We start from the raw sequence: 22,356 nt of genomic DNA on the forward strand, positions 1-22,356 counted from the left end.
GCCTGTGACATGACTGTATCGCCTTTCGACCATCCGCTGCTCTCCGCTCTTCTCGGCGACGAAGAAGCGGCGAGGCATTTTTCCGTTGAGGCGGAAATCGAGGCCATGCTGGCCTTTGAACAGGCGCTGTCGCAAGCGGAGGCCGATAACGGGATAATCCCCAAGGATGCCGGGGCAGCGATCGTGGCGGCGCTTGGCACCTTCCGGCCGGACACGGCTCTGCTGCGAGCCGGGGTCGCCAAGGACGGCGTCATGGTGCCGGAGCTGGTGCGCCAGATCAGGGCTGCGGTCGGCGAACCGCATGGCCGGAAAGTGCATTTCGGTGCGACCAGCCAGGATGTGATCGACACCGGCCTGATGCTTCGGCTGAAATCCGTCGTCGAGCATCTCGATCTGCTGTTGACCGAAACCGTCATACGCCTCGCTTCGCTCAAAGAGCGTTTTGGCGGCAGGGCGCTGACCGGGATGACGCGCATGCAGAAGGCGCTTCCGATCAAAGTGGCCGATCGCGTCAGGGTGTGGCGGGCGCCGCTGCAACGGCATCAGGAGAGGCTATCCGAGCAGTCCAGGCGTCTGCTGGTGGTGCAATTCGGCGGTGCCGCCGGCACGCTGGAAAAGCTTGATGACAAGGGGCCGGCGGTGCGCGCGGCACTTGCCGCCAGGCTTGGTCTTGGCGACGCACCGCAGTGGCACAGCCAGCGTGACGCGCTCGCCGACTTTGCCGGCCTGATGTCATTGGTATCAGGCAGCCTCGGCAAGTTCGGCCAGGACATCGCGCTGCTGGCGCAAGGTGGAACCGAGATCGAGCTTTCCAGTGGCGGCGGCTCGTCGGCCATGCCGCACAAGAAGAACCCGGTGAAGGCCGAAGCGCTGGTGGCGCTTGCCCGCTTCAACGCCACGCAGCTTGCCGGCATGCATCACGCGCTCGTGCATGAGCAGGAGCGGTCGGGTGCTGCCTGGACGCTGGAGTGGCTATTGCTGCCGCAGATGGTCGTCGCAACGGCCGCGTCGCTGCGCCTTGCCGCCGAACTGGCCGCACAGGTCGAAAGTCTCGGCCACTGATGCGCACGCAAATCGTCGTCATCGGGTCCGGGCCGTCCGGGCTGCTGCTTGGGCAACTGCTGGCCGGCATCGGCGTAGAGACGGTCATTCTGGAACGTGCGAGCCGCGAGCACGTGCTTGGCCGCGTGCGGGCAGGGGTGCTCGAACAGGGCACCGTCGAATTGCTGGAACAGGCCGGCGCGGCGGCAAGGCTGCATGCCGAAGGGCTGCCGCACACTGGCATCTCGCTCGCCTTCGACGGACGCTTGCATCGCATCGACCTCGAGGCGCTGACCGGCGGCAGGCATGTCACCGTCTATGGCCAGACCGAGGTGACGCACGATTTGATGGACAAGCGCGACGCGGCAGGGCTGACCACGATCTACGAGGCGGCAAATGTCGCTCTGCACGATTTCGACGGCACCGCGCCTTTCGCCACCTATGACAAGGACGGCGTCACGCATCGCATCGACTGCGACTTCGTTGCCGGCTGCGACGGCTATCATGGCGTCAGCCGCAAATCGGTGCCCGAGCGTGCGCTAAAAATCTTCGAGCGGCGGTATCCGTTCGGCTGGCTCGGCGTGCTGGCCGAGGTGCCGCCAGCCGACCGCGAACTGGTCTACGCCAATCACGAGCGGGGTTTTGCGCTGTGCTCGATGCGCTCGACGCATCGCAGCCGCTACTATGTGCAGTGCCCGCAGGACGATCGCGTGGAGGCGTGGTCGGATGAGCGCTTCTGGGACGAGTTGCGCCGCCGCTTGCCGGAGCAGACGGCGGCAAATGTCGTCACTGGACCGTCCTTCGAGAAATCGATCGCGCCGCTGCGCTCCTTCGTTGCCGAGCCGCTGCGCTTCGGCCGGCTCTTCCTGGTCGGTGATGCCGCCCACATCGTGCCGCCGACCGGCGCCAAGGGCCTCAACCTCGCCGCCAGCGACGTGCGCTATCTCTTTGCCGGCCTGCACGATTTCTATCGCGACAAGTCAACGGCCGGCATCGACGCCTATTCAGGCAAGGCTCTGGCACGGGTCTGGAAAGCGGTGCGTTTCTCCTGGTGGATGACGACGATGCTGCACCGCTTTCCAGACACCGGCGAGTTCGGCCAGCGCATCCAGGAGGCCGAACTCGACTACCTCGTGCAGTCACGTGCCGCATCGACCGCGCTCGCCGAGAACTATGTCGGCCTGCCGTACTGAGGGCCGCGGATCATCCGGCGCCTTGCTGCCTGGCAAAGTCCGACAGCATCGGGCGCTGCCCTTTGAGGATCTTCACCTCGGCCTCGGCCAAGGTGAACCAGCCCGCTCTGTCCACCTCCGGGAACTCCTTCAGGAATCCCGACCTTGGCGGCCATTCCATGGTAAAAATGTTGCTCGTGATGGCAGCGACATCAATGTCGGCGGTCGCCTCGACAGACCAGGCCATGACGATCTTTCCGCCTGGTTGCCTGTAGTCGCCGAGACGCGTGAAGGACCCATCGACCCTGATGCCGAGCTCTTCCTCGGTCTCGCGCTGCGCTGCCGCCAACTCGTCCTCGTTCTCGCCGATGAGGCCCTTCGGTATCGACCACGCACCGTCGTCCTTCTTCGCCCAAAACGGTCCGCCCGGATGAACCAGCAACACCCTGAGATCGCCGTCGCCGCGGCGATAGATCAGCAATCCCGCACTGCGTTTTGCCATTGTGATACGTCCGTTTGCGAAGCCGGCAGCCTGCCGATGGTCCTCGAATCGTTGACGCGAACCTTGCACCTAGGGATTGCGACGCTATGTCAGGTTCGTCTGCATTGCACCTCACCCGCGAGTCCGGCAATCTGATACCATCGCTTATTTGGCGGCTCGAAGGCTAGGTGACGATGCAACTCGGTCTTATTGGCTACTATAGCGACTTCGTCGTGTATCCGCTGGTAATCGCCGTGCTGGCAGTGGCCGGGCTGCTCGAGGCCGGCGAAGAGAGTGCACCAGGCTGGATCGGCACGGTCCTCGCCTGTCTAGGCCTCTGGACGCTGATCGAGTATGTGCTGCACAGGTTCGTTCTTCACCATATTCCCTACATCAAGGACCTGCATGATCGTCACCATGTCGAGGAGCGCAGTTCGGTGGGCACCCCGACCTGGCTCAGCCTCGGGGTGCATGCGCTGATCGCGTTTGTGCCCGTTTGGGTGGTCTCGGACTTCGCAACCGCGAGCGCGGTAAGCTGCGGGCTGATGCTGGGGTACCTCTGGTACATCAGCATCCACCACATGATCCATCACTGGCACCCCGCCCATCCGAGCTATCTCTACACGCTCAAGCGCCGACACGCCGTGCATCATCATGTCGACGAAAACGCCAATTTCGGCGTGACGTCGATATTCTGGGATCGGGTTTTCGGGACGGCGCGGCTCTAGTCCGAGGCCAGACCAACCCCAACCGTTCAACGCCTCTTCCCGCGACCGCCGGGAGACTTGGCTCCGCGGGGGCCGCTCTGAACCGGCGTGTTGTTCTGGTTCTCGTCGGACAGTTTTCGCCAGCGGGCAAGGCGCTCCGGATCGAGCGTCCCGGCCTTTAAGGCAGCCTGCACAGCGCAGCCCGGCTCATGCACATGCGTGCAGTCGCGGAACTTGCAGAGCGGCGCGAGCTCGGTGATTTCGGCAAACAGCGTGTCGATGCCGGAGGCGACGTCGCTGACCTGCAAAGTCCGCATGCCCGGCGTATCGATCACCCAGCCGCCGCCGGCAATGGCGTGCAGCGATCGCGACGTGGTGGTGTGGCGTCCCTTGGAATCGTGCTCGCGAATGCCTCCGGTCTGTTGCGGCGATTGCTGCGCCGATCCGGCCAGCGTGTTGACCAGCGTCGATTTGCCGACGCCGGAGGAGCCGATCAGCGCCACCGTCTGGCCGACACCGCACCAGGCAGCCAGGGCGGTTGCCGCATCCGATGTGCGGGGGTTCAGCATCACGACCGGCAATCCGCGCTGCAACGCGGCAGCCTGCCTTTCATAGGTCTCGGCGTCTTCAGCGGTATCGGCCTTGGTCAGCAGGATCACCGGCGTCGTTCCGGCTTCATTGGCCAGCGCCAGGTAGCGCTCGAGCCTGGCGGGATTGAAGTCGGCATTGCACGAGGTGACGATGAACAGCGTGTCGACATTGGCCGCGGCAAGCTGCGGCACCCTGCCGCCCTGGGTGCGGCGTTCCAACACCGTCTTGCGGGACAGGCGGCGCTGGACAAGGTGTTCATGCCCATCGACCAGCACCCAGTCGCCGACCGCATAGTCACCGGTGTTCGCCTGCGCCGGCAGCGTCAGATCGACCGGCCCTGCCTGCGACAGGCCGGTCAGGCGATCGCGGTGGACGGTGGCGATCCGCGTCGGCACGAGATCGGCGTCGTCGGGCTCGAGCTGATCAGCGAAAAAATCCGTCCAGCCCAGGCTGGCGAGAGATGGCATGGAAGAATCCGTCACGGCTTTGACCACGGCGTCGCAGACATCGGACAGTATCCCTGGCAGGTGGCGAACGGGCGAGGCGATTGCCCAAGCCGTGTATGGGCGGCATGGCGACATTTGGCAAGCAGGCCCGTAGCCGAGAGCGAGCGGCAAGCTTCTGCAGCCTATCCCTTGATAGTCGAACTGACGATCAAGTCGACGAAACAGCGCTGTCCGAAAGCGTTTGGCGGGAAAACGGCGGCGAGCCACGTCAGCTTTAAACGTTAACAAATAATTTGACGCATGCAATTTTTTTGCGCTCTATTGGTAACCGTGAAAATTGACTGAATAAGTTCTGTCGAGCATTGTCGCATCCGGTCAACGGCCGCATGACTGGTGGCGGGGCCGATCATGGCAGGGGATCAGGAATATATCGATGGCGGAGAAGACACACCGCACGATGGACGACTTCGCCCAGGCATGCGGCGTGTCCCGGCCGACGCTGTCCAAATATTTCGACGATCCGGCGAGCGTGAAGCCGGCGACGCGGGCGCGCATCGAAGCCGCCCTGCGCTCCTCGGACTATCAGCCCAACCTTTTCGCCCGCAACCTCAACCGCAAGCGCACCCGCAACATCGGCATCGTCGTGCCGACGATCACCGATCCGTTCTACGCCGAGATGGTCAGCCGCATCGAATTTCGCTGCCGCGACGAAGGCTACTGGCCGATCGTCATCTCCTCGCATGGTTCGCCGAAGCTGGAGGCGGAGTCGGTCAGGACGCTGCTGTCCCTGAAGGTCGCCGGCGCGATCATCGCCCCACTGGGCCTGGCTTCTGACCGCGGCGTCTTCGACAAGCTCGGGCAGGACATTCCGATCGTCTATTTCGACACCTATATCGAGGGCGATACGCCGTTCGTTGGCAACGACAACCGGCAGAGCGTCTCGACCATCGTCGACTATCTCTGCCGTTCGGGTGAGCCGCCGGTCTATCTTGACATCCCACACGTCAACCACAACTCCGGCGAACGCCAGGAAAGCTACATCGTCGCGATGGAGACCGCCGGGTTCAAGCCGGTCGTCATCGAGGCCGCCCGCGATTACACCTGGGACTTCGAACGCATCGGCTACGAGCAGACGGAAAAAATGCTGGAGGCCGGCGCCTTGCCCGGCCGCACAATCCTGTGTGCCAACGATCGTCTCGCCTTTGGCGTGATGGCGGCTGCGTTCTCGCGCGGCCTGAAGGTCGGCCGCAGGCCCGATTGCGATCTGCGCGTTGCCGCGCATGACGATCATCCGCTGAGCCGCTACACCTGCCCGGCGCTGACCACCATGGCGCAGGATTTCGCCGCCATGGCCGGGCGCAGCGTCGAGATCCTGCTGGCCTTGCTGGACGAGGCCGATCCGCCGAAGCAGGGCATGGCGCGCACCGTCAAGCTCGGCGCCACCCTGGTGATGCGTCAGTCAGCCTGAGCGACCGGCATCAGCTTTTCTCGAACTGGCGCCAGGCGGCCACCGCCTCGGCCACCGCTTGCCGGGCAGCGGGGATATGGCGTCCCATCGAGACGAAGCCGTGGATCTGGCCCGGCCATTGCCGCAGGATGAGCGGAACGCCCGCGGCTTGCAGGCGCGCCGCATAGGCTGCCCCTTCGTCGGCGAGGATGTCGCAGCCGGCAAGCGCCACAAAAGCCGGCGCCGCGCCGGCGAGGGCAGGCGCCAGCAAGGGCGAGACGCGCCAGTCCGTGATATCGTCGGGCGTTCGCAAATAATGGTCGCGGAACCAGGCCATGGTGGTTGCGGTGAGCCCGAAGCCGTCGCCGAAACGCCGGTAGCTGTCGGATGTCTGCCGCGCGTCGGTGTTGGGATAGATCAGGATCTGCGCGGCAAGGGACGGCGCCAGCCCATCGCGGGCGAGCAGCGCCAGCACGGCGGCGAGATTGCCGCCGGCGCTGTCGCCGGCCACACCGATGCGTCTGATGTCGATGCCGAGATCGGCGGCGTTCTCGGCCAGGAAACGAAGAGTTGCCAGACAATCCTCGAGCCCGGCGGGAAATTTATGGTCCGGTGCCAGGCGATAGTCAGGACAGACAATGACGGCGTTGCCGAGATTGGCCATCAGGCGACAGATCTCGTCATGCGAATCGAGGTTGCCGATGACCCAGCCGCCGCCATGCAAATAGAGCAGCGCCGGCGCCCCGCTTTGCGGTGCGCCGATGCCGCGATGGATGCGGAGCGCAATAGGCCCATTCGGCCCGTCGATCTGCCGTTCCTGGGTCGCAGCGACCGGCTCGTGCTCACCCTGTAGCGCCGGGAACGAGGCGTTGTAGGCAGTTCGCGCCGCCGCCACGCTGCCGGTCTCGAATGGCTCGCCGCCGGCTGCACGACCAATTTCGAGGACGCGCAGCGCATCCGGATCGAGCGTCATGATCATACCCTCAGGCCAGCAGGCTGCTCGCCTCTTCCTCGGTCAGCAGAGCCGGCTGCACGACATCGCCCGCGATGGCGACCGAGCCCTGTGTTTCACCGGAGCGCAGGATAGCCTCCATGACCTCCAGTACATGCAGCGCAAGGCTGCCGCAGGCCCGTGGGGTGTTGCCGGTTTGAAGCGAGCGCACCAGATCGGCGACGCCGAGCATGCGGTAATTGGCGCGATCGGGTGCCGCGTAAGGCCAGTTGCGGGCGCCGTAGAGCTCGCCCTCGCTGGCGAAATCCTGCCAGTCGGTGCCGCGTTCCGACAGCGACACCGTGCCGCCGAACGTGTCGGGGTCGGGCAGGCGCAGCGAGCCCTCCGTGCCGTGCAGTTCGATCGGATGGTTGGAGTGGCGAAAGACGTCCCACGAGGCGCCGAAGGTGACGGTCGCGCCGGAGCGGAACTCGAGCAGCGACAGCACATTGGTCGGCGTGCCGACCTTGAATGTGGTGTTCTTGAATGGCCCTTCGGCGGTGATCAGCCTTTCTTCCTGGCCGCGTGTCGCCATTGCCATGACGCGCTCGACCGGGCCGAGCAGATTGACCAGCATGGTCAGATAGTACGGACCCATGTCGAACACCGGGCCACCGCCTGGCTGGTAGTAGAATTGCGGGTTGGGGTGCCAGTGCTCCATGCCGCGGCCCATCATGAAGGCGGTGCCGGTGACCGGACGGCCAATGGCGCCCTGGTCCATCAACCGGCGCGCACGGCGCCCGGCAGCACCGAGGAACGTGTCGGGCGCCGAGCCGACCAGCAGGCCGCGCGACCGCGCCTCATTGACCAGGCGCTGTCCATCGGCGGCCGAGGTGGCGAGCGGCTTTTCGGTGAAGACGTGCTTGCCGGCCGAAAGCGCGGCAAACGAAATATCGAAATGCGCCGCCGGAATGGTCAAGTTGAGGACAAGATCGATCTCCGGGTCGGCCAGCAGCGCATCGACGCCGAGTGCCTGGATACCATATTCCTTCGCTCGCACTGCTGCCATGTCGGCCGAAATATCGGCACAGGCGCGCAATTCGATCCCGCCAAAAAGCCCGGCGTTGCGCAGGTAAGTCATCGAGATGTTACCGCATCCGATGACGCCGATCCCGAGTTTGGTCGTTGATGTCCCGTGCATTTCGATCCTACCTCCCAATGCGCTCATGACCTGCCGGATCCGCCCAGCCGTCAGGCGGATCGCTTTCGCAAAGGCTATACAACGTTTTAAATATTGACGCGCGTAAAATTTTTATACAACATGCGAAAATGCTGGTGCGATATCGGGAGGCTGCCAGCCCTGGGAGGAGAAAATGACAGACAGGAAAACCGGCCGACCGCCGATGCGAATCCCGTGGGCTATGCGCGCATTGGATATTCGGTCGCAGCCAGGGACCGCGACGGGATCAGGCATAGATCACCTTGGCCCCGGTCCTATCAAGCTGGCTGCGTATCGGACCCGACAGGCCATCGTCAGTGATCACGACATCGACGCTCGACAGCGAAAAGGCCTTGGAGGTTCCGCTGACGCCCCATTTGCTCGAATCCGCAAGGAGGACAACGCGCCGGGCCATGCGCACGAGGTTTCGCTTCGTTCGCGCCATGTCTTCGTTCACGTCGACCACATCCAGTGACGAATCAATCGCATGCGCTCCAACAAAGACCTGATGCGCTACCAAGCCGCCGAGAGCCGTGTCGGCATCGGTGATCAGTGTGCTCACCGTGTCTGGATAGACCCGGCCGCCGATCATGTGAACGTCGAGCCCGGGCCGATGCATCAGATGCTGCACGATATTCATCGCCGTGGCCGCGACCACGACATTGCTGAGCGGCGGTAACAGCATGGCAACCTGCATCAATGTCGAGCCGCCGTCGAAGATGACCGATTGGTTGTCCTCGAACAGTTCTACCGCTGCCCGGGCGATGCGTTTCTTTGCATCGAGGTTCGTTTGCATCCGCCGGGCGAACGCGGCCGTGGTCGAATCCGTGGTCCGGGTCACTGCGCCTCCACGGGTCTTGGTCAGCAGTCCCTTACGGTCCAGTATCTCGAGGTCGGAGCGCACCGTGACTTCCGACACGCCAAAATCGTCTGACAGGTCCTTGATGCGAACCTGTCCGCTGCGTTGCACTTCACCCAGGATCGACTGGCGTCTCTGCTCTGACAACATGCCCTGTCCTTGCCTCCATGCGCCAAGCGATCGCCCTGGCTTCGGTTCACTCTACCAAAAATATGCGAATTCGAAAGCTTTCGAAAGATTGCATTTGTCTTTTCTTTCGCAAACACTGGGTCCAGGATTTTGAAATCAATCGATTGGAGAGTTTTGGACTCATGAGCCTCGGAACCAAGGTGCGCCTGGCGCGCCTCTTCTCACATCCGTCGGGGAATCTTTTTGGCGGCGCGGTCGACCACTTTGTCGGCTATGGCGACGTGCGCAAAGGAGGTCTTGCCGACCTGCCGGGCGCGCTTGCACGCGTCATGGTAGGCAAACCCGACTACGTCAGCATCCAGCCTGGCACTGCGCGCCATCTGTGGCCGCAATACGCGGGCAAGGCTTGCCTGGTGATCCAGGCCGGCTGCTTCACCCCGGACGATCGCATCAGTGAACTAATTGCAACGCCCGAGGATGCGGTGCGCGCTGGCGCCGATGCGTTGGCCGTGGCCATTCCGGTGCGCGGCGCGACCGAGGGCAAATACATACGCTGGCTGACCGATTCGGTGAATGCGGCGGCCCGTTACGGCATGCCGGTGGTGGCGCATATCTACCCTCGCGATTTCACCGACGGGGCAAAAATCGTCTTCACCCCCGACGAGATCGCCTATGCGGCACGCATCGGCTACGAGTCCGGCGTCGACGTGATCAAGATCGGTTACACGGGCGATTTCGAGTCGTTTCGAGAGACCGTTCGGACCTGCCCGGTGCCGGTTGTGATCGCCGGCGGTCCGAAGACCGACACGCTGCTCGGCGCCCTTCAGCAGACGGCGGACGCCATCCGTGCCGGCGCGCGCGGTGCCGTGGTGGGTCGCAATCTCTGGGGGCACGGCGATCCGGAAAAGGCAGCGATCGCCTTTCGAGGCGTCATCCATGACGGCCTTTCGGCGCAAGACGCCTTGGCGAAGGCGGGTGCCTGAACGATGCCCACCGTCCCTTCAATCCTCGGCTTCGGAGCTATTGCGATCGACGACATCGTCTATGTCGATCAGCCGTTGTCGGTGGGCAAGGGGAAGGTTCTGCAAAGTGCCCGAGCTTTCGGAGGAAATGTCGCGACGGCACTTGCCGCCGTCGCGCGGCTCGGCGGAAGCGCCGGGTTCGTCGGATGGCTGGGCAATGCCGCCGACGACGCCGTGTTGTGCGATCTCGTTGCGAGCGGCGTTGAAACCGCGTTCGCGCCGCGCCACCCGCACGCGCGCCCGGTGCGCTCGCGGATCACCGTCGGTTCGGATGGCGAGCGATTCATCGCGTATGACGACGAAGCGATGCTGGGCACCGCGCCGGACTTTCCGGACGAGGTTCTCAGCCGCGCGACAGTCCTGATCGTCGACAGTTACGGGATCGGGTCGCTGGATGTCGTGGCCCGGGCTCGCGATCTCGGCCTTGCGATCCTCGGTGATGTCGAATGGAGCCACGGCCCGGCCACCGAGAGACTGATCGGGCTCTGCGACCATCTCATTCTTCCGCTCGGCTTTGCGCGGACCGCCACCGGCCGCCGGTCGCCGGCCGAGATACTCGACGCATTGTGGTTGCCGTCGCGGTCCGCCGTGGTTCTGACGGATGGCGGCAGGGGCGTCTTCTATCGCGGACGCGACCAGACAGGGCTCTGGCACCTGCCTCCGCACCGGGTTGCCGTCGTCGACTCGACCGGCGCCGGTGACTGCTTTCATGGCGCCTATGCCCTTGCATTAACGCGCGGGGCCGACACCGCAGGCCGGGTCGCATTCGCGGCTGCGGCGGCGGCCCTTTCGATAACGGGGCGGGGCGGACGCGAGGCGCTTCCGACCAACGACCAGGTCATGGAACTTCTGGCATCGACGAAAGCGCCGTCGGCAGTCGAACTGAAATATGCGCGGCTCGATACCGGAACTTAGTCCGAACTATCCGAGGAATATTTCGCAGGTGAACATAAGCCGAGGACAATCATAAAAATCAGTGGCTTAGACTTGTGGAGGGAGGAATATGGCAGAAGTCGTTCTTGAGAATATCTGCAAGACATACGGGAACAATTTTCACGCAATCGACCAATTGAACCTGTCGGTCAAGGACGGCGAGTTTTTGATTCTCGTCGGGCCGTCCGGCTGTGGCAAATCCACCGCGTTGCGGATGATCGCGGGATTGGAGGACGTCACCAGCGGCAGCCTTCGGATCGGCGGAGTCGACGTTGTCGACATGCCGCCCAAGGACCGCGACATCGCGATGGTCTTCCAGAGCTACGCCCTCTACCCGCATATGACGGTGTTCGAAAACATCGGCTTTTCGATGCGGCTGGCGGGCAAGCCGAAGGCCGAGCGCAAAAAGCGCGTGGACGAGATCGCCAAAACCCTTCAACTGACGTCTCTGCTGGACAGCAAGCCCGCGAACCTTTCAGGCGGACAGCGTCAAAGGGTTGCCATGGGCCGCGCCATGGTGCGCGAGCCGGCAGCCTTTCTCATGGACGAACCCCTTTCCAATCTGGACGCGAAACTGCGCGTTCAAATGCGCGCCGAAATCACCAGTTTGCAAAAGCAGCTCGGCGTAACGACCATATATGTGACCCACGACCAAACCGAAGCCATGACGATGGGCGACCGGGTCGCGGTGTTGAAAGGCGGCGTGCTGCAGCAGGTCGACACACCCAAGAGGCTCTATGAATCGCCGGTGAACGCCTTCGTTGCCGGCTTCATCGGGTCTCCTTCAATGAACCTTTTCGAGGCGACCCTGACGGGCGACGAACTGATGTCCGGCGCCTTAGCCATCCGGCTGCAGGATGCAGCCTTCGTCCGCAGGCCGGACTTGAGGTCGTATGCGGGGCGCAAGGTCGTGTTCGGGATACGACCGGAGGATCTCTATGACAGCAGCCTCGAATCCGGCCGCAAGTATCAGACGATACCGGCAAAGGTGACCTCGATCGAAGAACTTGGATCCGAACAAATCGTCCATCTCGACATCGACGCGGTCCGGGTGGACTCCGGCGACCCCGACGCGGTGCAGGATTTCGGCCTGGCGTCGAATGCGGTGGCGAAATTCGAACCGGTCAGCACAGTCCGCTCCGGCTCGGAAATCAGGTTGGCCCTGGATGATACCAAGCTCCATTTCTTCGATCCCGAGACGCATCTGGCAATCTGAATATCAGCGATAAGACCCGCGGGTGAGGGTGAGGCACCTGCATAAGAAGACTTGTGAATAACCAGACGATCGGCCGCATTGTGCGGTCGAATATAAAGAAGGAGGAGAAGATGACGTTTCGTATAAAACCCGCGATGCTGAAAATAGCCGCAGCCGCATGGTTGCTTGGCGCAACCGGCGCCATGGCGGATACGACGCTGGAATTCACCCAATGGTGGGAGCCCGAATTGCCGGCTGGCTCGCTCAGGGCAATCATGGATGACTTCGAGGCCGCAAATCCCGGAATCAAAGTGACGCTGGTCAGCGGCCCCTACGCGACCACGCGAGACCAGATCTCGGTTGGTGCTGCAACCGGAACGCTCAGCGACGTCGTCGGTCTCGACGGTGCCTGGGTGAACAATCTGAATGCGCAGAGCGCACTCGCCGACATGAATCCGATGATGGATGCGAGCGCTTTCGATAAGAGCCAGGTCGCGGACATCATCAAGGTGGACGGCAAGGCGGTGATGTTTCCCGTGGCTTCCTTCGTCTATCCGATCTTCGTGAATTTGGACCTTGCTGCCCAGGCAGGCGTAACCAAGCTGCCGTCGACCCGTGCGGAGTTTCTCGAAGCCGCCAAGAAAATGACGATCGCCGACAAGAACCAGTATGGCTGGGTGCTGCCCCTCTCGCTGCAAACGCCATCCGGCGTCCAGAACGACATGATGTCGTGGGTTTGGGCTTCGGGTCGGTCGATGATGGCGAACGGCAAGCCGGACCTTGAGGGCAAACCGGTGGTGGATATGCTCACCTTCGTCAAATCTCTCAACGACGCCGGCACCATCTCGCCCGGCATCGCCACCAAGACCGAGCAGGAAAAGGTCGAGGAGTTCGTCAACAACCGCGTCGGGATGATGATCGACTCGCTCGCGCATGTGAACCTCATCCGCAAGCGCAATCCCAAGCTGAACTTCGACCTGATCCCCGTCCCGGTCGTGGAAAACTATACCGGCAAGCGGGGCCTTCCCTATGCCTCCTGGGGCATCGGCATCTCTGCTGCCTCGAAACATCAGGAAGAGGCCTGGAAACTCGTCCAATATGTGATGAGTGAAAAGGTGAACGCCAAGCTCGTGTCGCTTGCAAACGCCTTCCCGGGCAATGTCAACGCCAAGCCCGATTTCGTGACCTCGGACAAGGCTTTCGGCAAGGCTTTTGAAATCTTCAAGACCGGTTATCTCGCCAATGAGTTCACGGGCCTGCCGGTGGCAGAAGACCTGATGACCCAGTTCGACGTGCAAGCTCAAAAGATGCTCGCCGGCGAGCAATCTCCGGAACAAGCCGCAGCCGCCGCTCAGAAGGGCTGGATGGCGAAATTCTGATCGGCCTGTTCCCGTTTGCTATCTTCGACCGGGTGGCCTGACTTCGGGCAGGCCACCCGGCAACAACGGATCGGCAATTTGAGTGGACCTGTTTTTGAAGCTTACCTTCTCTTGAAGGCGTATCCCAAGGTTGGCACATGACCCGGCAAAAGCGCTCCCACCATAAGCTCAAACGAGCGGTCGCACCCTACCTCTATCTGTCGCCCTCGCTGCTCATAATCGGGCTTCTGATGCTGCTGCCGATGGTGACGGTGATTGGCTACTCGTTCCAGAACAGCGCGGTGCTGCGTCGTGACCCATCCTTTGCCGGACTGAAACACTACCAGGCGATCTTCGACGACCCCGTGTTCTGGGCTTCGCTGTGGCACACGCTCTACTTCACATGCATGAGTGTCATTTTCCACATGACCATCGGCATGGTCTTCGCGCTCATGCTGAACAGCGACCGCATCAATCCGACGCTGCGCAATATTCTGCGCGTGCTCTACATACTGCCCTGGCTGTTCACCGCGGTGATTATCGCCGTGATCTGGCGCCTGCTGCTTGAGCCGAACGGTGTCGTGAACAGCATTCTCATGCAAATCGGCATCATCGGTTCCAAGGTCGAATGGTTTTCCTCGCCTGAGACCGCGCTGCACGCCGTCACCTTCGCCAATATCTGGGCGGGCTATCCGCTCTTCATGGTCAGCCTGCTCGCGGGTTTGCAGGGCATTCCCAAGGATTTCTACGAGGCCGCCGATATCGACGGGGCGAAAGCCTACCAGAAGCTGATCTTCATCACCATTCCGCAGCTAATGCCGATCATCATCAGCATCTCGCTGCTCGACTTCATCTGGACCATGCAGGTCTTCCCGTTAATCTGGATAACGACGGGCGGTGGCCCGATCTACTCGACCGAGGTCCTCAGCACCTACACCTACAAGCTGGCGTTTTCGAGCTACAACCTGTCGCAGGCTTCAGCCAGCGCTGTGGTCATCTTGTTGATCTCTCTCGGCCTGACGCTGTTCTATATTCGCTATCAGAAGGCTCGATAGTCATCATGAGGAAAAGGCAAACGCCGAAAGACAGGCTGATCACCGTCGCGCTCCATATAGCGCTTGCAGCGGGGCTCTTTTTCGCGGCATTTCCGATCTACTGGATGCTGAGCAGCTCGTTCAAATCGAATACCGAAATCTTTGCCCTCCCACCAACCATCCTGCCAAAGGCGTTTACGCTGGAAGCGTATGCAGCCATCCTTGGCGACCCGGTGAAGCTGCGCTTCTTCTTCAACAGCTATTTCGTGGCGGGAGCGGTGACTGTGCTGACGGTGCTGATCGCCCTGCTGGCGGCCTACGGGTTCAGCCGCTTCAACTTCCGCGGCAAGGGCAGCCTCAACACAATCATCATCAGCACGCAGACGATTCCGCCGATCACACTTTTGATCCCCTTCTTCGGGCTCGTCGTCTCATACGGCATCTTCGACACCTATGTCGCACTGATCCTGACTTATCTGGTGTTTACGCTGCCCTACGCGATCCTGCTGATGACGGGGTATCTGAACACCTTGCCCCGCGATCTCGATGAAGCCGTAGCCGTCGATGGCGGCACCAGTTGGACAGCGCTTTGGCGGGTGATCGTCCCGATTTCACTGCCTGGAATCGTGGCGACGTCGGTCTACACCTTCCTGTTGTGCTGGAACGAATTTCTCTTTGCGCTGACGCTGACGAAGTCAACGTCCATGCGCACTGTCCCGATCGGCATCCAGCTGTTGATGGGGCAGCATGCCTTCGAATGGAACCAGATGATGGCGATGAGCGTGCTCGGCTCGCTACCGCTTTTGCTCATCTACCTCGTTGCCCAGAGGTACTTCCTCGCCGGCATGACCGCGGGCTCGGTCAAGTAGGATGTCCATCCGACGGCGACGCAGAGTGGCAGCAAGTAATAAGCGGTATCAAGGAATGAAAGGATGAACGTGAAAGACCTCAAAGTCGGCTGCCAGACCTTCACCTGGGAAATGCTGGGAGACCGGTTTACCGGCGGCCCCGACGATCTGCTGAAGGCGATCTCTGACGGTGGCTATGCCGGCATCGAGATCACCGACACCATGATCGGACATTATGGCGACAGGCCGGAGGAGTTCGCCGCCGCGCTGAAGGCGTCGGGGCTGACGCTGGTTTCCTTCGCCTTTGGCTCGAACAGTGGTTTTACGCTGAAGGAGGAGATCGGCGCCGATCTCGAGACCGCCAAACGCTGGATCGACTTCGCCGCCGCCTTCCCTGGCGCGCTCGTGTCGATGGGCTCTGCGACGGTGGTCTCCGACGGTCCGCGCGACGACAAATTCGCCATCGCCGCAGAGGTCTACAACGAGGCTGGCGAGCTTGGCCGCAAGACCGGCGTCCAGGTCGCGGTGCATCCAAGCTCGCACCACAACACGCTGCTGTTCGACCGGGCCGACTACGACACGATCTTTGCCTTGCTCGATCCCGATCTGGTCGGTTGGGTGCCGGATACCGGCCATATCCTGCGCGGCCACAAGGACATGGCCGACACGCTGCGCACCCACCGCGACCGCATCCGCTACATCCACCTCAAGGACGTCGATGCCAACGGTACCTGGGCCATGCTTGGCAAGGGCGTCTGCGACACGCCTGCGGTCATCGAGATCGCCGGCACCGCACCGCGCTTCAATGGCTGGCTGGTGCTGGAGGAAGAATCCGAAACGGCCGCCGCCGATCCCGCCGGCGCGGTCAAGACCAACCGCCAGACGATGCGCTCCTACGGCGCCTGAAGAACGAGACGATGATCAAGAAACAGGACAGACGCCTCAGGGTCGGCGTGCTCGGCTGCGGCCCCATCGCGCAGTTCGCGCACCTGGAATCCTGCGCCAAGGCCGGCAATGCCGACCTCTACGCCATCTGCGACGCGGCACCCGATCTGCTTGCGCGCATGGGCGCGACCTACGAGCCGCAGAAGATGTATTCCGACTATGAGGCAATGCTCGCCGATCCTGAGCTGGAAGCGGTGATCGTCGCCACATCGGACGCCTATCACGTGCCGATGTCGATCAGGGCGCTCAACGCCGGCAAGCATGTTCTCTGTGAAAAGCCGATCGGCACCTCGGTTGAGGAAGGCGAGGCGCTGGCCGAAGCGGTCAGGCGCTCGGGCAAGGTCCTGCAGGTCGGCCACATGAAACGCTTCGATCCGGCGCTGGAAGCCGCGCGCGACTTCGTCCGCGACGAGATCGGCGAAGTGCTTGCGCTGAAGGCCTGGTATTGCGATTCCACCCATCGCTACACCAACACCGATGCCGTGCAGCCGCTGCCCGTCACCAGCAGGCTAGCCAGGAAGCCAGCGGGAAATCCCAAGGCTGATCTCAGGCAATATTTCATGCTGGCGCATGGCTCGCATCTCGTCGACACGGCGCGTTTCCTGTGTGGCGAAATCCTTGCGGTCCGCGCGCGCCTCAACGAGCGTTTCGGCGCCTATTGCTGGTTCGTCGAGACCGAGTTCGCCAGCGGCGCGCTCGGCCATCTCGACCTGACGGTCGCCGTGCGCATGGACTGGCACGAAGGTTTTCAGCTCTATGGCGAGAACGGCTCCGTTATCGCCAGGACATTCAACCCTTGGTATTTCCGCGCCAGCGAGGTCGACATTTTTCATGAGAAGGACGCGACATCGCGCCGGCTGCTCGGCGCCGATGGCCATTTCTTCCGCCGCCAGCTGGAAGGTCTTGCCGACACGGTGCTGAACGGCGCGCCGATGCGCGGCGCCAATGTCGAGGACGGCATCGCCTCGATCCGCGCCATGGTCGCCATCGCGCGTTCGGTGGTATCAGGCGAGCGAGTCGAACTCGCCTCGGTTTCGGGGGCGGTGTGATGCGTCTCGGCATTTTCGCCAAGACCTTTGCCGGCACCGACCCGGCCGCCGTGCTGGCTGCGGTGAAGCAGTCGGGATACGAGACGACGCAGCTCAATCTGGCCTGTGCCGGCCTGCCGTCGATGCCGGATGCTGTGCCGGCGGACGCCATCGCCTCCATCCGCACCGCAGCGCAATCGAGCGGTGTCTCACTTGCAGCACTTTCGGGCACCTACAACATGGCGCATCCCGACAAAGCCGTGCGCGACGATGGCCTTCGGCGTCTCGCCGTCGTCATCGAGGCTGCTGCTGCCCTCGACATCCCGCTGGTCACGCTCTGCACCGGCTCGCGCAACGCCGCCGATCAGTGGGCCTATCATCCCGACAATGCCGATCCGGCCGCCTGGTCCGACATGGCCGCCGAGATGGCGAAGGCGCTGGCGTTGGCCGAAGGTGCCAATGTCGATCTCGGCATCGAGCCTGAGCAGGCCAACATCGTCACCTCGGCCAGGGATGCGACCCGGCTGATCGCCGAGATGGGATCGAAGCATCTGAAGATCGTGCTCGATCCGGCAAACCTGTTCGAACACGCCACGCCCGGCGAGGCGCGCGCCATCGTTGCCGCCGCGATCGACGAGGCCGCCGGCCACATCGCCATGGCGCACGCCAAGGACCGCTATAGTGACGGCCGCTTTGCCCCATCAGGGCAAGGCATCGTCGATTTCCCGGATTTCGGCGCGCGGCTGAAGGCAGTCGGCTTCGAGGGATCGCTCGTCACCCACGGGCTGTCCGCCGACGAAGCCCCCGATGTCGCCGCCTTTCTACGAAGGCTCCTCTGATGGGCGCCGCCCCGACGATCCTGCTCCGCGACGATGCAGCGCTTCGTGTCTTCGACACGGGGCAGGGCAGACTTCCCGTCGTCTTCCAGCATGGCCTCGGCGGTGACGCAGCGCAGGTCGCGCAGAACTATCCCGACAGCCCGTCATACCGCCGGCTGACCGTCGAATGCCGCGCGCAGGGCGGTTCCGGCGCCGGTAGCAAGCGCCCGTTTTCGATCGCGATGTTCGCCGATGATGTGCTGGCCGCCGCAGATGCGGCCGGCCTCGACCGTTTCGTCGCCGGCGGCATTTCGATGGGTGCGGCCATTGCCTTGCAGCTTGCCGCCCGCCACCCTGACCGCGTCCTGGGTTTGGTGCTTGTTCGCCCTGCCTGGGCTTTCGACGCGGCACCGCAAAACATGCGCCCTTACGTGGAAGTGGCGGAGCTCATCCTCAGCCGTCCTTTATCGGAGGCGCGAGATATCTTCGCGGCGTCCGCGACGGCCGCCCGCTTTCGCACCGAAGCGCCGGACAATCTTGCTTCCCTGCTCGGCTTCTTCGCGCGCGAAAACGCACCCGTCTTCGCCGAGGTGATGCAGCCGATCGCAGAGGATGGACCTGGCGTGACGCGGGCAGCGGCCGCTAGCCTTGCGTTCCCTACGCTCGTCATCGGCAGCGGCATCGATCTGGTCCATCCGCTGGCCGCCGCCCGCAGCCTCGCCGACGCCATCCCCAATGCGACCTTTGCCGAGGTGACGCCGAAGGCCACCGACAAGGAGCGCCATTTCGCCGAGATCCGCGCCGCCATCGGCAGCTTCCTCAAAGATCGTTTCAACAACCAGGACCAGTCATGATCTCGAAACCTCTCTCAGGCCCGGCCGCCATCGCCGCATTGCCGCGCGACCGGATGATCGCCGAATTCTCGCTCTGGTCGGCCAATCTCGCCAATTTCGAAAACGACTTGAAGCGCATCGAGCCCTATGTCGATCTTCATCATATCGATGTGGCGGACGGTCATTTCGCACCGTCCTTCCTGTTCTTCCCCGATCTCGTCGCCCGCATCGCCGGGCTGACGGCGAAACCCATCCATGTCCACCTGATGGTCGATGAAGCAATCGTTGAGGCGCAGACGCGCCAGTTCATCGAAGCCGGCGCCGACATGATCAGCGTCCATGCCGAGAATGGCGAAGCCGGATTGCGCGCCGTGCGGCTGACGCGGGAGCTCGGCGCCGAGGCGGGCGTCGTACTCAGGCTGGAGACGCCTGTGGAAGCGGTGACGGCCTTTGCCCCGGAAGTCGCCTTCGTGACGCTTCTTGGAACCGCAATCGGCGTCAAGGGACAGAGCCTGTCGGACAAGGCCTGCGACAGGCTGGGCGCTGCCCGCGCCATCCTGAGAAAGGCCGGCCGTGAGGCGCACGTGGTTCTGGCGGCCGATGGCGGCATCCGCCACGAGACCGTGCCGTCGCTGCGTGCCGCCGGGGCTGAAACCGTGGTTCTCGGTTCGCTCGCCTTCGGTGACAAGGACCTCGCCGGCCGCATCGGCTGGCTGCACGGCTTGAAGGTCGCGGCATGACATCAGAAGCCGCCCTTGCGATCGATCTTGGCGGGACGGAGCTTCGCGCCGCCCTGGTCGACCGCGACGGCAAGATCCTGGCATTCGCGGCGGTGCCGACGCAGGCGCAGGCCGGTCCCGATGTGGTGATCGGCCAGATCGAGGCGTTGGCGGCGACAGTCCACGCCGAGGCCCCGGCACTTTCGATCGTCGGCGTCGGCGTCGGTGCACCGGGACCGCTCGATCCGCTGGCTGGCATTGCCGTCGGCCCGCCGACGCTCGCCGGCTGGCTGGACGTGCCGCTTGCCGACATCCTGGAACGGCGGCTCGGCCTGCCGGTGCGGCTGGAGAACGACGCCAATGCCGCGGCGCTCGGCGAATGGCGTTTCGGTGCCGGCCATGGTGCGGGCTCGCTGGTCTTCATCACGGTTTCCACCGGCATTGGCGGTGGTGTCGTCGTCGACGGGCGCATCCTGCATGGCCGCCGTGGCCTTGCCGCCGAGATCGGTCACATGACCATCACCAATGAAGGCGAGCGCTGCGTATGCGGTGTCGTTGGCTGCTTCGAGGCCATCGCCTCGGGAACGGCACTTGGCCGCCGCGCCAGCGCCGCCACGGCAGCCGGAGACGGCTCTACCTTGCGACGCTTGTCAGCGGACGCGGAGGTGACCGGCCGCCATGTCGTCGAGGCGGCACGGCTGCAGGACGCTCTTGCCTCGGCCTTGCTGGAGGAGGAAGCGCGCTGGCTGGGCGTTGGCTTCACCAATCTCCTGCATCTCTATTCGCCCGATGTGCTGGTCGTTGGCGGCGGCATCGCCAATGGGCTCGACCTGATGCTGCCGACCATCGAGGCGACCATCAGGCAACGGGCCATGCGCGCCTATCGCGACGTGCCGGTCGTTCAGGCCCAGCTCGGCCGCCATGCCGGGCTCGTCGGCGCCGCCAGCCTTGTGCTGTTCGACGACGGCGGCACTTTGGCAGCCCGCATGCCTGTCGGCCCAAGCACGTTTCCGGACACGCCGCTGAGCAAGACCGGCATGGTCTGACGTTGCGACCTGCATGACAAAGGCCAGAGGCAGCACGCCTCCGGCCTTTTACGCATTGACCGCGCGTTATTACTCGGCGGGAACAACGTCCGCCGGCAGGCTATCGTCGGCCGTGCCCGCCAGCGCCCTCGCCAGCTTGGCCTCGTCGAGTTCGCCTTCCCAGCGCGCCACCACCAGCGTGGCGACAGCATTGCCGACGAAGTTGGTCAACGCCCGGCACTCCGACATGAAGCGGTCGACGCCGAGGATCAGCGCCATGCCAGCGACCGGCACGGCCGGAACCACCGAAAGCGTCGCCGCAAGGGTGATGAAGCCGGCCCCGGTGATGCCGGCGGCGCCCTTGGAGGAAAGCATGGCCACCAGCAGCAGCAGGATCTGGTCACCCATCGACAGGTGGATGTTGGTCGCCTGTGCGATGAACAGCGCCGCCAAGGTCATGTAGATGTTGGTGCCATCAAGGTTGAAGGAATAGCCGGTTGGGATGACCAGGCCGACCACCGAGCGCTTGGCGCCGGCCTTCTCCATCTTTTCCATCAGCGAGGGCAGGGCGGCCTCCGACGAGGAGGTGCCCAGCACCAAAAGCAGCTCTTCCTTGATGTAGCGGATCAGCGACAGGATGGAGAACCCGTTGTAGCGGCAGACCGCGCCAAGCACGACGAACACGAACAGGAACGACGTCACGTAGAAGGTGCCGACCAGCATGGCGAGGTTGATGACCGCGCCGATGCCGTATTTGCCGATGGTGAAGGCCATGGCGCCGAAGGCGCCGATAGGAGCTGCCTTCATCAGCACGCTGACCAGCTTGAAGATCGGTGTCGTCAGCGCCTGCAGGAAATTGAGCACGGGCGTGCCCTTGTCGCCGACCAACGCCAGCGCGATGCCGAACAGCACCGAGAAGAACAGCACCTGCAGGATGTCGCCATCGGCGAAGGCGCCGACGATGGTCGACGGGATGATGTTCATCAGGAAGCCGGTGACCGACTGGTCGTGCGCCTTGGCGGCGTAAGTGCTGATGGTCGAGGCGTCGAGCGTCGCCGGGTCGATGTTGAAGCCGGCGCCTGGCTGCACGACATTGGCGACGACAAGGCCGATGATCAGAGCCAGCGTCGAAAAGGTGAGAAAATAGAGCATCGCCTTGCCGGCGACACGTCCGACCTTCTGCAGGTCGCTCATGCCGGCAATGCCCGTCGTCACGGTCAGGAAAATGACCGGGGCGATGATCATCTTGACCAGCTTGATGAAGGCGTCGCCGAGCGGCTTCATGCTCTCGCCGACCGACGGATAGAAATGGCCGAGCAGGATGCCGACGGTGATCGCGACGAGCACCTGCACGTAGAGTTGGGCATAGAAAGGCTTGCGCTGCGCGGCAAGCGCGCCTGATTGGTCTGCGATGTGCATCGAACTCTCCCTGGCCGGATGGGGCGGAGCGCCCTGCGTGACTTCTCCCATCGCGGCGCTCCGGTCGCACGCCGCTGCCAGGGAGTTTTGCAAGCGTTGTGCCAGTTCGCGGAAAGGCCGGAACCACGGGATTTCCGCCTTTGTCTGACGTCATGC

22 protein-coding genes are annotated in these 22,356 nt (G+C 63.2%); 16 read left to right on the top strand and 6 right to left on the bottom strand.

The features are described 5' to 3' along the window. The first annotated feature begins 9 nt into the window (after positions 1-9). On the top strand, positions 10-1,062 hold the full coding sequence (locus NKH95_RS02580) for a 3-carboxy-cis,cis-muconate cycloisomerase (RefSeq protein WP_352628508.1): 1,053 nt from the start codon (positions 10-12) through the stop codon (positions 1,060-1,062). Further along, complete coding sequence (gene pobA, locus NKH95_RS02585) at positions 1,062-2,234, top strand: 4-hydroxybenzoate 3-monooxygenase (protein ID WP_023808802.1); 1,173 nt, start codon at positions 1,062-1,064, stop codon at positions 2,232-2,234. The genes NKH95_RS02580 and pobA overlap by 1 nt, the downstream gene beginning before the upstream one ends. Positions 2,235-2,244: 10 nt before the next feature. Here pobA and NKH95_RS02590 read toward each other — a convergent pair whose 3' ends face one another. Beyond that, entirely contained in the window at positions 2,245-2,715 is a 471-nt protein-coding gene (locus NKH95_RS02590; protein WP_023808801.1) for an NUDIX hydrolase, read from the bottom strand. 173 nt (positions 2,716-2,888) lie between these two features. Between NKH95_RS02590 and NKH95_RS02595 the strand changes: the two genes are divergently transcribed. Further along, on the top strand, positions 2,889-3,422 hold the full coding sequence (locus tag NKH95_RS02595) for a sterol desaturase family protein (RefSeq protein WP_023808800.1): 534 nt from the start codon (positions 2,889-2,891) through the stop codon (positions 3,420-3,422). 26 nt (positions 3,423-3,448) lie between these two features. Here the strand turns inward: NKH95_RS02595 and rsgA are convergent, their stop codons facing one another. Next, positions 3,449-4,459, bottom strand: coding sequence for a ribosome small subunit-dependent GTPase A (gene rsgA / locus NKH95_RS02600; RefSeq protein ID WP_031212275.1), 1,011 nt, complete (start codon positions 4,457-4,459; stop codon positions 3,449-3,451). 412 nt (positions 4,460-4,871) lie between these two features. On the opposite strand from rsgA, the gene NKH95_RS02605 reads away from it, so the two are divergent. Next, positions 4,872-5,906, top strand: coding sequence for a LacI family DNA-binding transcriptional regulator (locus NKH95_RS02605; RefSeq protein WP_023808798.1), 1,035 nt, complete (start codon positions 4,872-4,874; stop codon positions 5,904-5,906). 10 nt (positions 5,907-5,916) lie between these two features. Here the strand turns inward: NKH95_RS02605 and NKH95_RS02610 are convergent, their stop codons facing one another. The 3 genes from NKH95_RS02610 to NKH95_RS02620 all read right to left on the bottom strand — a co-directional run bounded on the left by NKH95_RS02610 (position 5,917) and on the right by NKH95_RS02620 (position 9,044). Beyond that, positions 5,917-6,858 (bottom strand): alpha/beta hydrolase, encoded by a 942-nt coding sequence (locus tag NKH95_RS02610; protein WP_023808797.1) that lies wholly within the window; start codon positions 6,856-6,858, stop codon positions 5,917-5,919. A 10-nt stretch (positions 6,859-6,868) separates the two neighbouring features. Beyond that, positions 6,869-8,017, bottom strand: a complete 1,149-nt coding sequence (locus NKH95_RS02615) for a Gfo/Idh/MocA family protein (RefSeq protein ID WP_352890965.1) — start codon at positions 8,015-8,017, stop codon at positions 6,869-6,871. 265 nt (positions 8,018-8,282) lie between these two features. Then, positions 8,283-9,044 carry a DeoR/GlpR family DNA-binding transcription regulator gene (locus NKH95_RS02620; protein WP_127291316.1) on the bottom strand — a complete coding sequence of 254 codons (762 nt, stop codon included), beginning with the start codon at positions 9,042-9,044 and terminating at the stop codon, positions 8,283-8,285. A 161-nt stretch (positions 9,045-9,205) separates the two neighbouring features. Here NKH95_RS02620 and NKH95_RS02625 point away from each other — a divergent pair, with 161 nt between their 5' ends. The 12 genes from NKH95_RS02625 (at position 9,206) to NKH95_RS02680 (ending at position 20,802) form a co-directional block, all read left to right on the top strand. Continuing rightward, positions 9,206-10,006 carry a beta/alpha barrel domain-containing protein gene (locus NKH95_RS02625; protein WP_127255183.1) on the top strand — a complete coding sequence of 267 codons (801 nt, stop codon included), beginning with the start codon at positions 9,206-9,208 and terminating at the stop codon, positions 10,004-10,006. 3 nt (positions 10,007-10,009) lie between these two features. Continuing rightward, complete coding sequence (locus NKH95_RS02630; protein ID WP_352890967.1) at positions 10,010-10,960, top strand: PfkB family carbohydrate kinase; 951 nt, start codon at positions 10,010-10,012, stop codon at positions 10,958-10,960. A gap of 88 nt (positions 10,961-11,048) precedes the next feature. Next, on the top strand, positions 11,049-12,194 hold the full coding sequence (locus NKH95_RS02635) for an ABC transporter ATP-binding protein (RefSeq protein ID WP_023808792.1): 1,146 nt from the start codon (positions 11,049-11,051) through the stop codon (positions 12,192-12,194). A 110-nt stretch (positions 12,195-12,304) separates the two neighbouring features. Next, complete coding sequence (locus NKH95_RS02640; RefSeq protein ID WP_352890969.1) at positions 12,305-13,552, top strand: ABC transporter substrate-binding protein; 1,248 nt, start codon at positions 12,305-12,307, stop codon at positions 13,550-13,552. A 137-nt stretch (positions 13,553-13,689) separates the two neighbouring features. Next, positions 13,690-14,586, top strand: coding sequence for a carbohydrate ABC transporter permease (locus NKH95_RS02645; protein ID WP_127291130.1), 897 nt, complete (start codon positions 13,690-13,692; stop codon positions 14,584-14,586). Between the two features lie 5 nt (positions 14,587-14,591). Then, positions 14,592-15,434: a carbohydrate ABC transporter permease gene (locus tag NKH95_RS02650; RefSeq protein ID WP_352554798.1), complete on the top strand. Its 843-nt coding sequence runs from the start codon at positions 14,592-14,594 to the stop codon at positions 15,432-15,434. Between the two features lie 63 nt (positions 15,435-15,497). Next, positions 15,498-16,319: a sugar phosphate isomerase/epimerase family protein gene (locus NKH95_RS02655; protein WP_352554799.1), complete on the top strand. Its 822-nt coding sequence runs from the start codon at positions 15,498-15,500 to the stop codon at positions 16,317-16,319. 11 nt (positions 16,320-16,330) lie between these two features. Then, positions 16,331-17,407 carry a Gfo/Idh/MocA family protein gene (locus NKH95_RS02660; protein ID WP_352890973.1) on the top strand — a complete coding sequence of 359 codons (1,077 nt, stop codon included), beginning with the start codon at positions 16,331-16,333 and terminating at the stop codon, positions 17,405-17,407. Next, positions 17,407-18,225: a sugar phosphate isomerase/epimerase family protein gene (locus NKH95_RS02665; RefSeq protein WP_352674019.1), complete on the top strand. Its 819-nt coding sequence runs from the start codon at positions 17,407-17,409 to the stop codon at positions 18,223-18,225. The genes NKH95_RS02660 and NKH95_RS02665 overlap by 1 nt, the downstream gene beginning before the upstream one ends. Next, positions 18,225-19,058, top strand: a complete 834-nt coding sequence (locus NKH95_RS02670) for an alpha/beta fold hydrolase (RefSeq protein WP_023808786.1) — start codon at positions 18,225-18,227, stop codon at positions 19,056-19,058. The genes NKH95_RS02665 and NKH95_RS02670 overlap by 1 nt, the downstream gene beginning before the upstream one ends. Beyond that, positions 19,055-19,777 (top strand): ribulose-phosphate 3-epimerase, encoded by a 723-nt coding sequence (locus NKH95_RS02675; protein WP_352890975.1) that lies wholly within the window; start codon positions 19,055-19,057, stop codon positions 19,775-19,777. Before NKH95_RS02670 ends, NKH95_RS02675 begins: the two co-directional genes overlap by 4 nt. Next, the gene (locus NKH95_RS02680; RefSeq protein WP_352890977.1) at positions 19,774-20,802 is read left to right on the top strand and encodes an ROK family protein; all 1,029 of its coding nucleotides are present in this window, start codon (positions 19,774-19,776) and stop codon (positions 20,800-20,802) included. Before NKH95_RS02675 ends, NKH95_RS02680 begins: the two co-directional genes overlap by 4 nt. A gap of 69 nt (positions 20,803-20,871) precedes the next feature. Here the strand turns inward: NKH95_RS02680 and NKH95_RS02685 are convergent, their stop codons facing one another. Next, the gene (locus tag NKH95_RS02685) at positions 20,872-22,200 is read right to left on the bottom strand and encodes a dicarboxylate/amino acid:cation symporter (protein WP_023808783.1); all 1,329 of its coding nucleotides are present in this window, start codon (positions 22,198-22,200) and stop codon (positions 20,872-20,874) included. Positions 22,201-22,356: the final 156 nt, after the last annotated feature.

It is taken from the genome of Mesorhizobium sp. M0848 (assembly GCF_040319805.1).
GTDB lineage: Bacteria > Pseudomonadota > Alphaproteobacteria > Rhizobiales > Rhizobiaceae > Mesorhizobium.

Coding starts and splice junctions, on each gene's coding strand:
- NKH95_RS02580 (WP_352628508.1), top strand. CDS start 10: ATGACTGTATCGCCTTTCGACCATCCGCTGCTCTCCGCTCTTCTCGGC.
- pobA (WP_023808802.1), top strand. CDS start 1,062: ATGCGCACGCAAATCGTCGTCATCGGGTCCGGGCCGTCCGGGCTGCTG.
- NKH95_RS02590 (WP_023808801.1), bottom strand. CDS start 2,715: ATGGCAAAACGCAGTGCGGGATTGCTGATCTATCGCCGCGGCGACGGC.
- NKH95_RS02595 (WP_023808800.1), top strand. CDS start 2,889: ATGCAACTCGGTCTTATTGGCTACTATAGCGACTTCGTCGTGTATCCG.
- rsgA (WP_031212275.1), bottom strand. CDS start 4,459: ATGCCATCTCTCGCCAGCCTGGGCTGGACGGATTTTTTCGCTGATCAG.
- NKH95_RS02605 (WP_023808798.1), top strand. CDS start 4,872: ATGGCGGAGAAGACACACCGCACGATGGACGACTTCGCCCAGGCATGC.
- NKH95_RS02610 (WP_023808797.1), bottom strand. CDS start 6,858: ATGACGCTCGATCCGGATGCGCTGCGCGTCCTCGAAATTGGTCGTGCA.
- NKH95_RS02615 (WP_352890965.1), bottom strand. CDS start 8,017: ATGCACGGGACATCAACGACCAAACTCGGGATCGGCGTCATCGGATGC.
- NKH95_RS02620 (WP_127291316.1), bottom strand. CDS start 9,044: ATGTTGTCAGAGCAGAGACGCCAGTCGATCCTGGGTGAAGTGCAACGC.
- NKH95_RS02625 (WP_127255183.1), top strand. CDS start 9,206: ATGAGCCTCGGAACCAAGGTGCGCCTGGCGCGCCTCTTCTCACATCCG.
- NKH95_RS02630 (WP_352890967.1), top strand. CDS start 10,010: ATGCCCACCGTCCCTTCAATCCTCGGCTTCGGAGCTATTGCGATCGAC.
- NKH95_RS02635 (WP_023808792.1), top strand. CDS start 11,049: ATGGCAGAAGTCGTTCTTGAGAATATCTGCAAGACATACGGGAACAAT.
- NKH95_RS02640 (WP_352890969.1), top strand. CDS start 12,305: ATGACGTTTCGTATAAAACCCGCGATGCTGAAAATAGCCGCAGCCGCA.
- NKH95_RS02645 (WP_127291130.1), top strand. CDS start 13,690: ATGACCCGGCAAAAGCGCTCCCACCATAAGCTCAAACGAGCGGTCGCA.
- NKH95_RS02650 (WP_352554798.1), top strand. CDS start 14,592: ATGAGGAAAAGGCAAACGCCGAAAGACAGGCTGATCACCGTCGCGCTC.
- NKH95_RS02655 (WP_352554799.1), top strand. CDS start 15,498: ATGAACGTGAAAGACCTCAAAGTCGGCTGCCAGACCTTCACCTGGGAA.
- NKH95_RS02660 (WP_352890973.1), top strand. CDS start 16,331: ATGATCAAGAAACAGGACAGACGCCTCAGGGTCGGCGTGCTCGGCTGC.
- NKH95_RS02665 (WP_352674019.1), top strand. CDS start 17,407: ATGCGTCTCGGCATTTTCGCCAAGACCTTTGCCGGCACCGACCCGGCC.
- NKH95_RS02670 (WP_023808786.1), top strand. CDS start 18,225: ATGGGCGCCGCCCCGACGATCCTGCTCCGCGACGATGCAGCGCTTCGT.
- NKH95_RS02675 (WP_352890975.1), top strand. CDS start 19,055: ATGATCTCGAAACCTCTCTCAGGCCCGGCCGCCATCGCCGCATTGCCG.
- NKH95_RS02680 (WP_352890977.1), top strand. CDS start 19,774: ATGACATCAGAAGCCGCCCTTGCGATCGATCTTGGCGGGACGGAGCTT.
- NKH95_RS02685 (WP_023808783.1), bottom strand. CDS start 22,200: ATGCACATCGCAGACCAATCAGGCGCGCTTGCCGCGCAGCGCAAGCCT.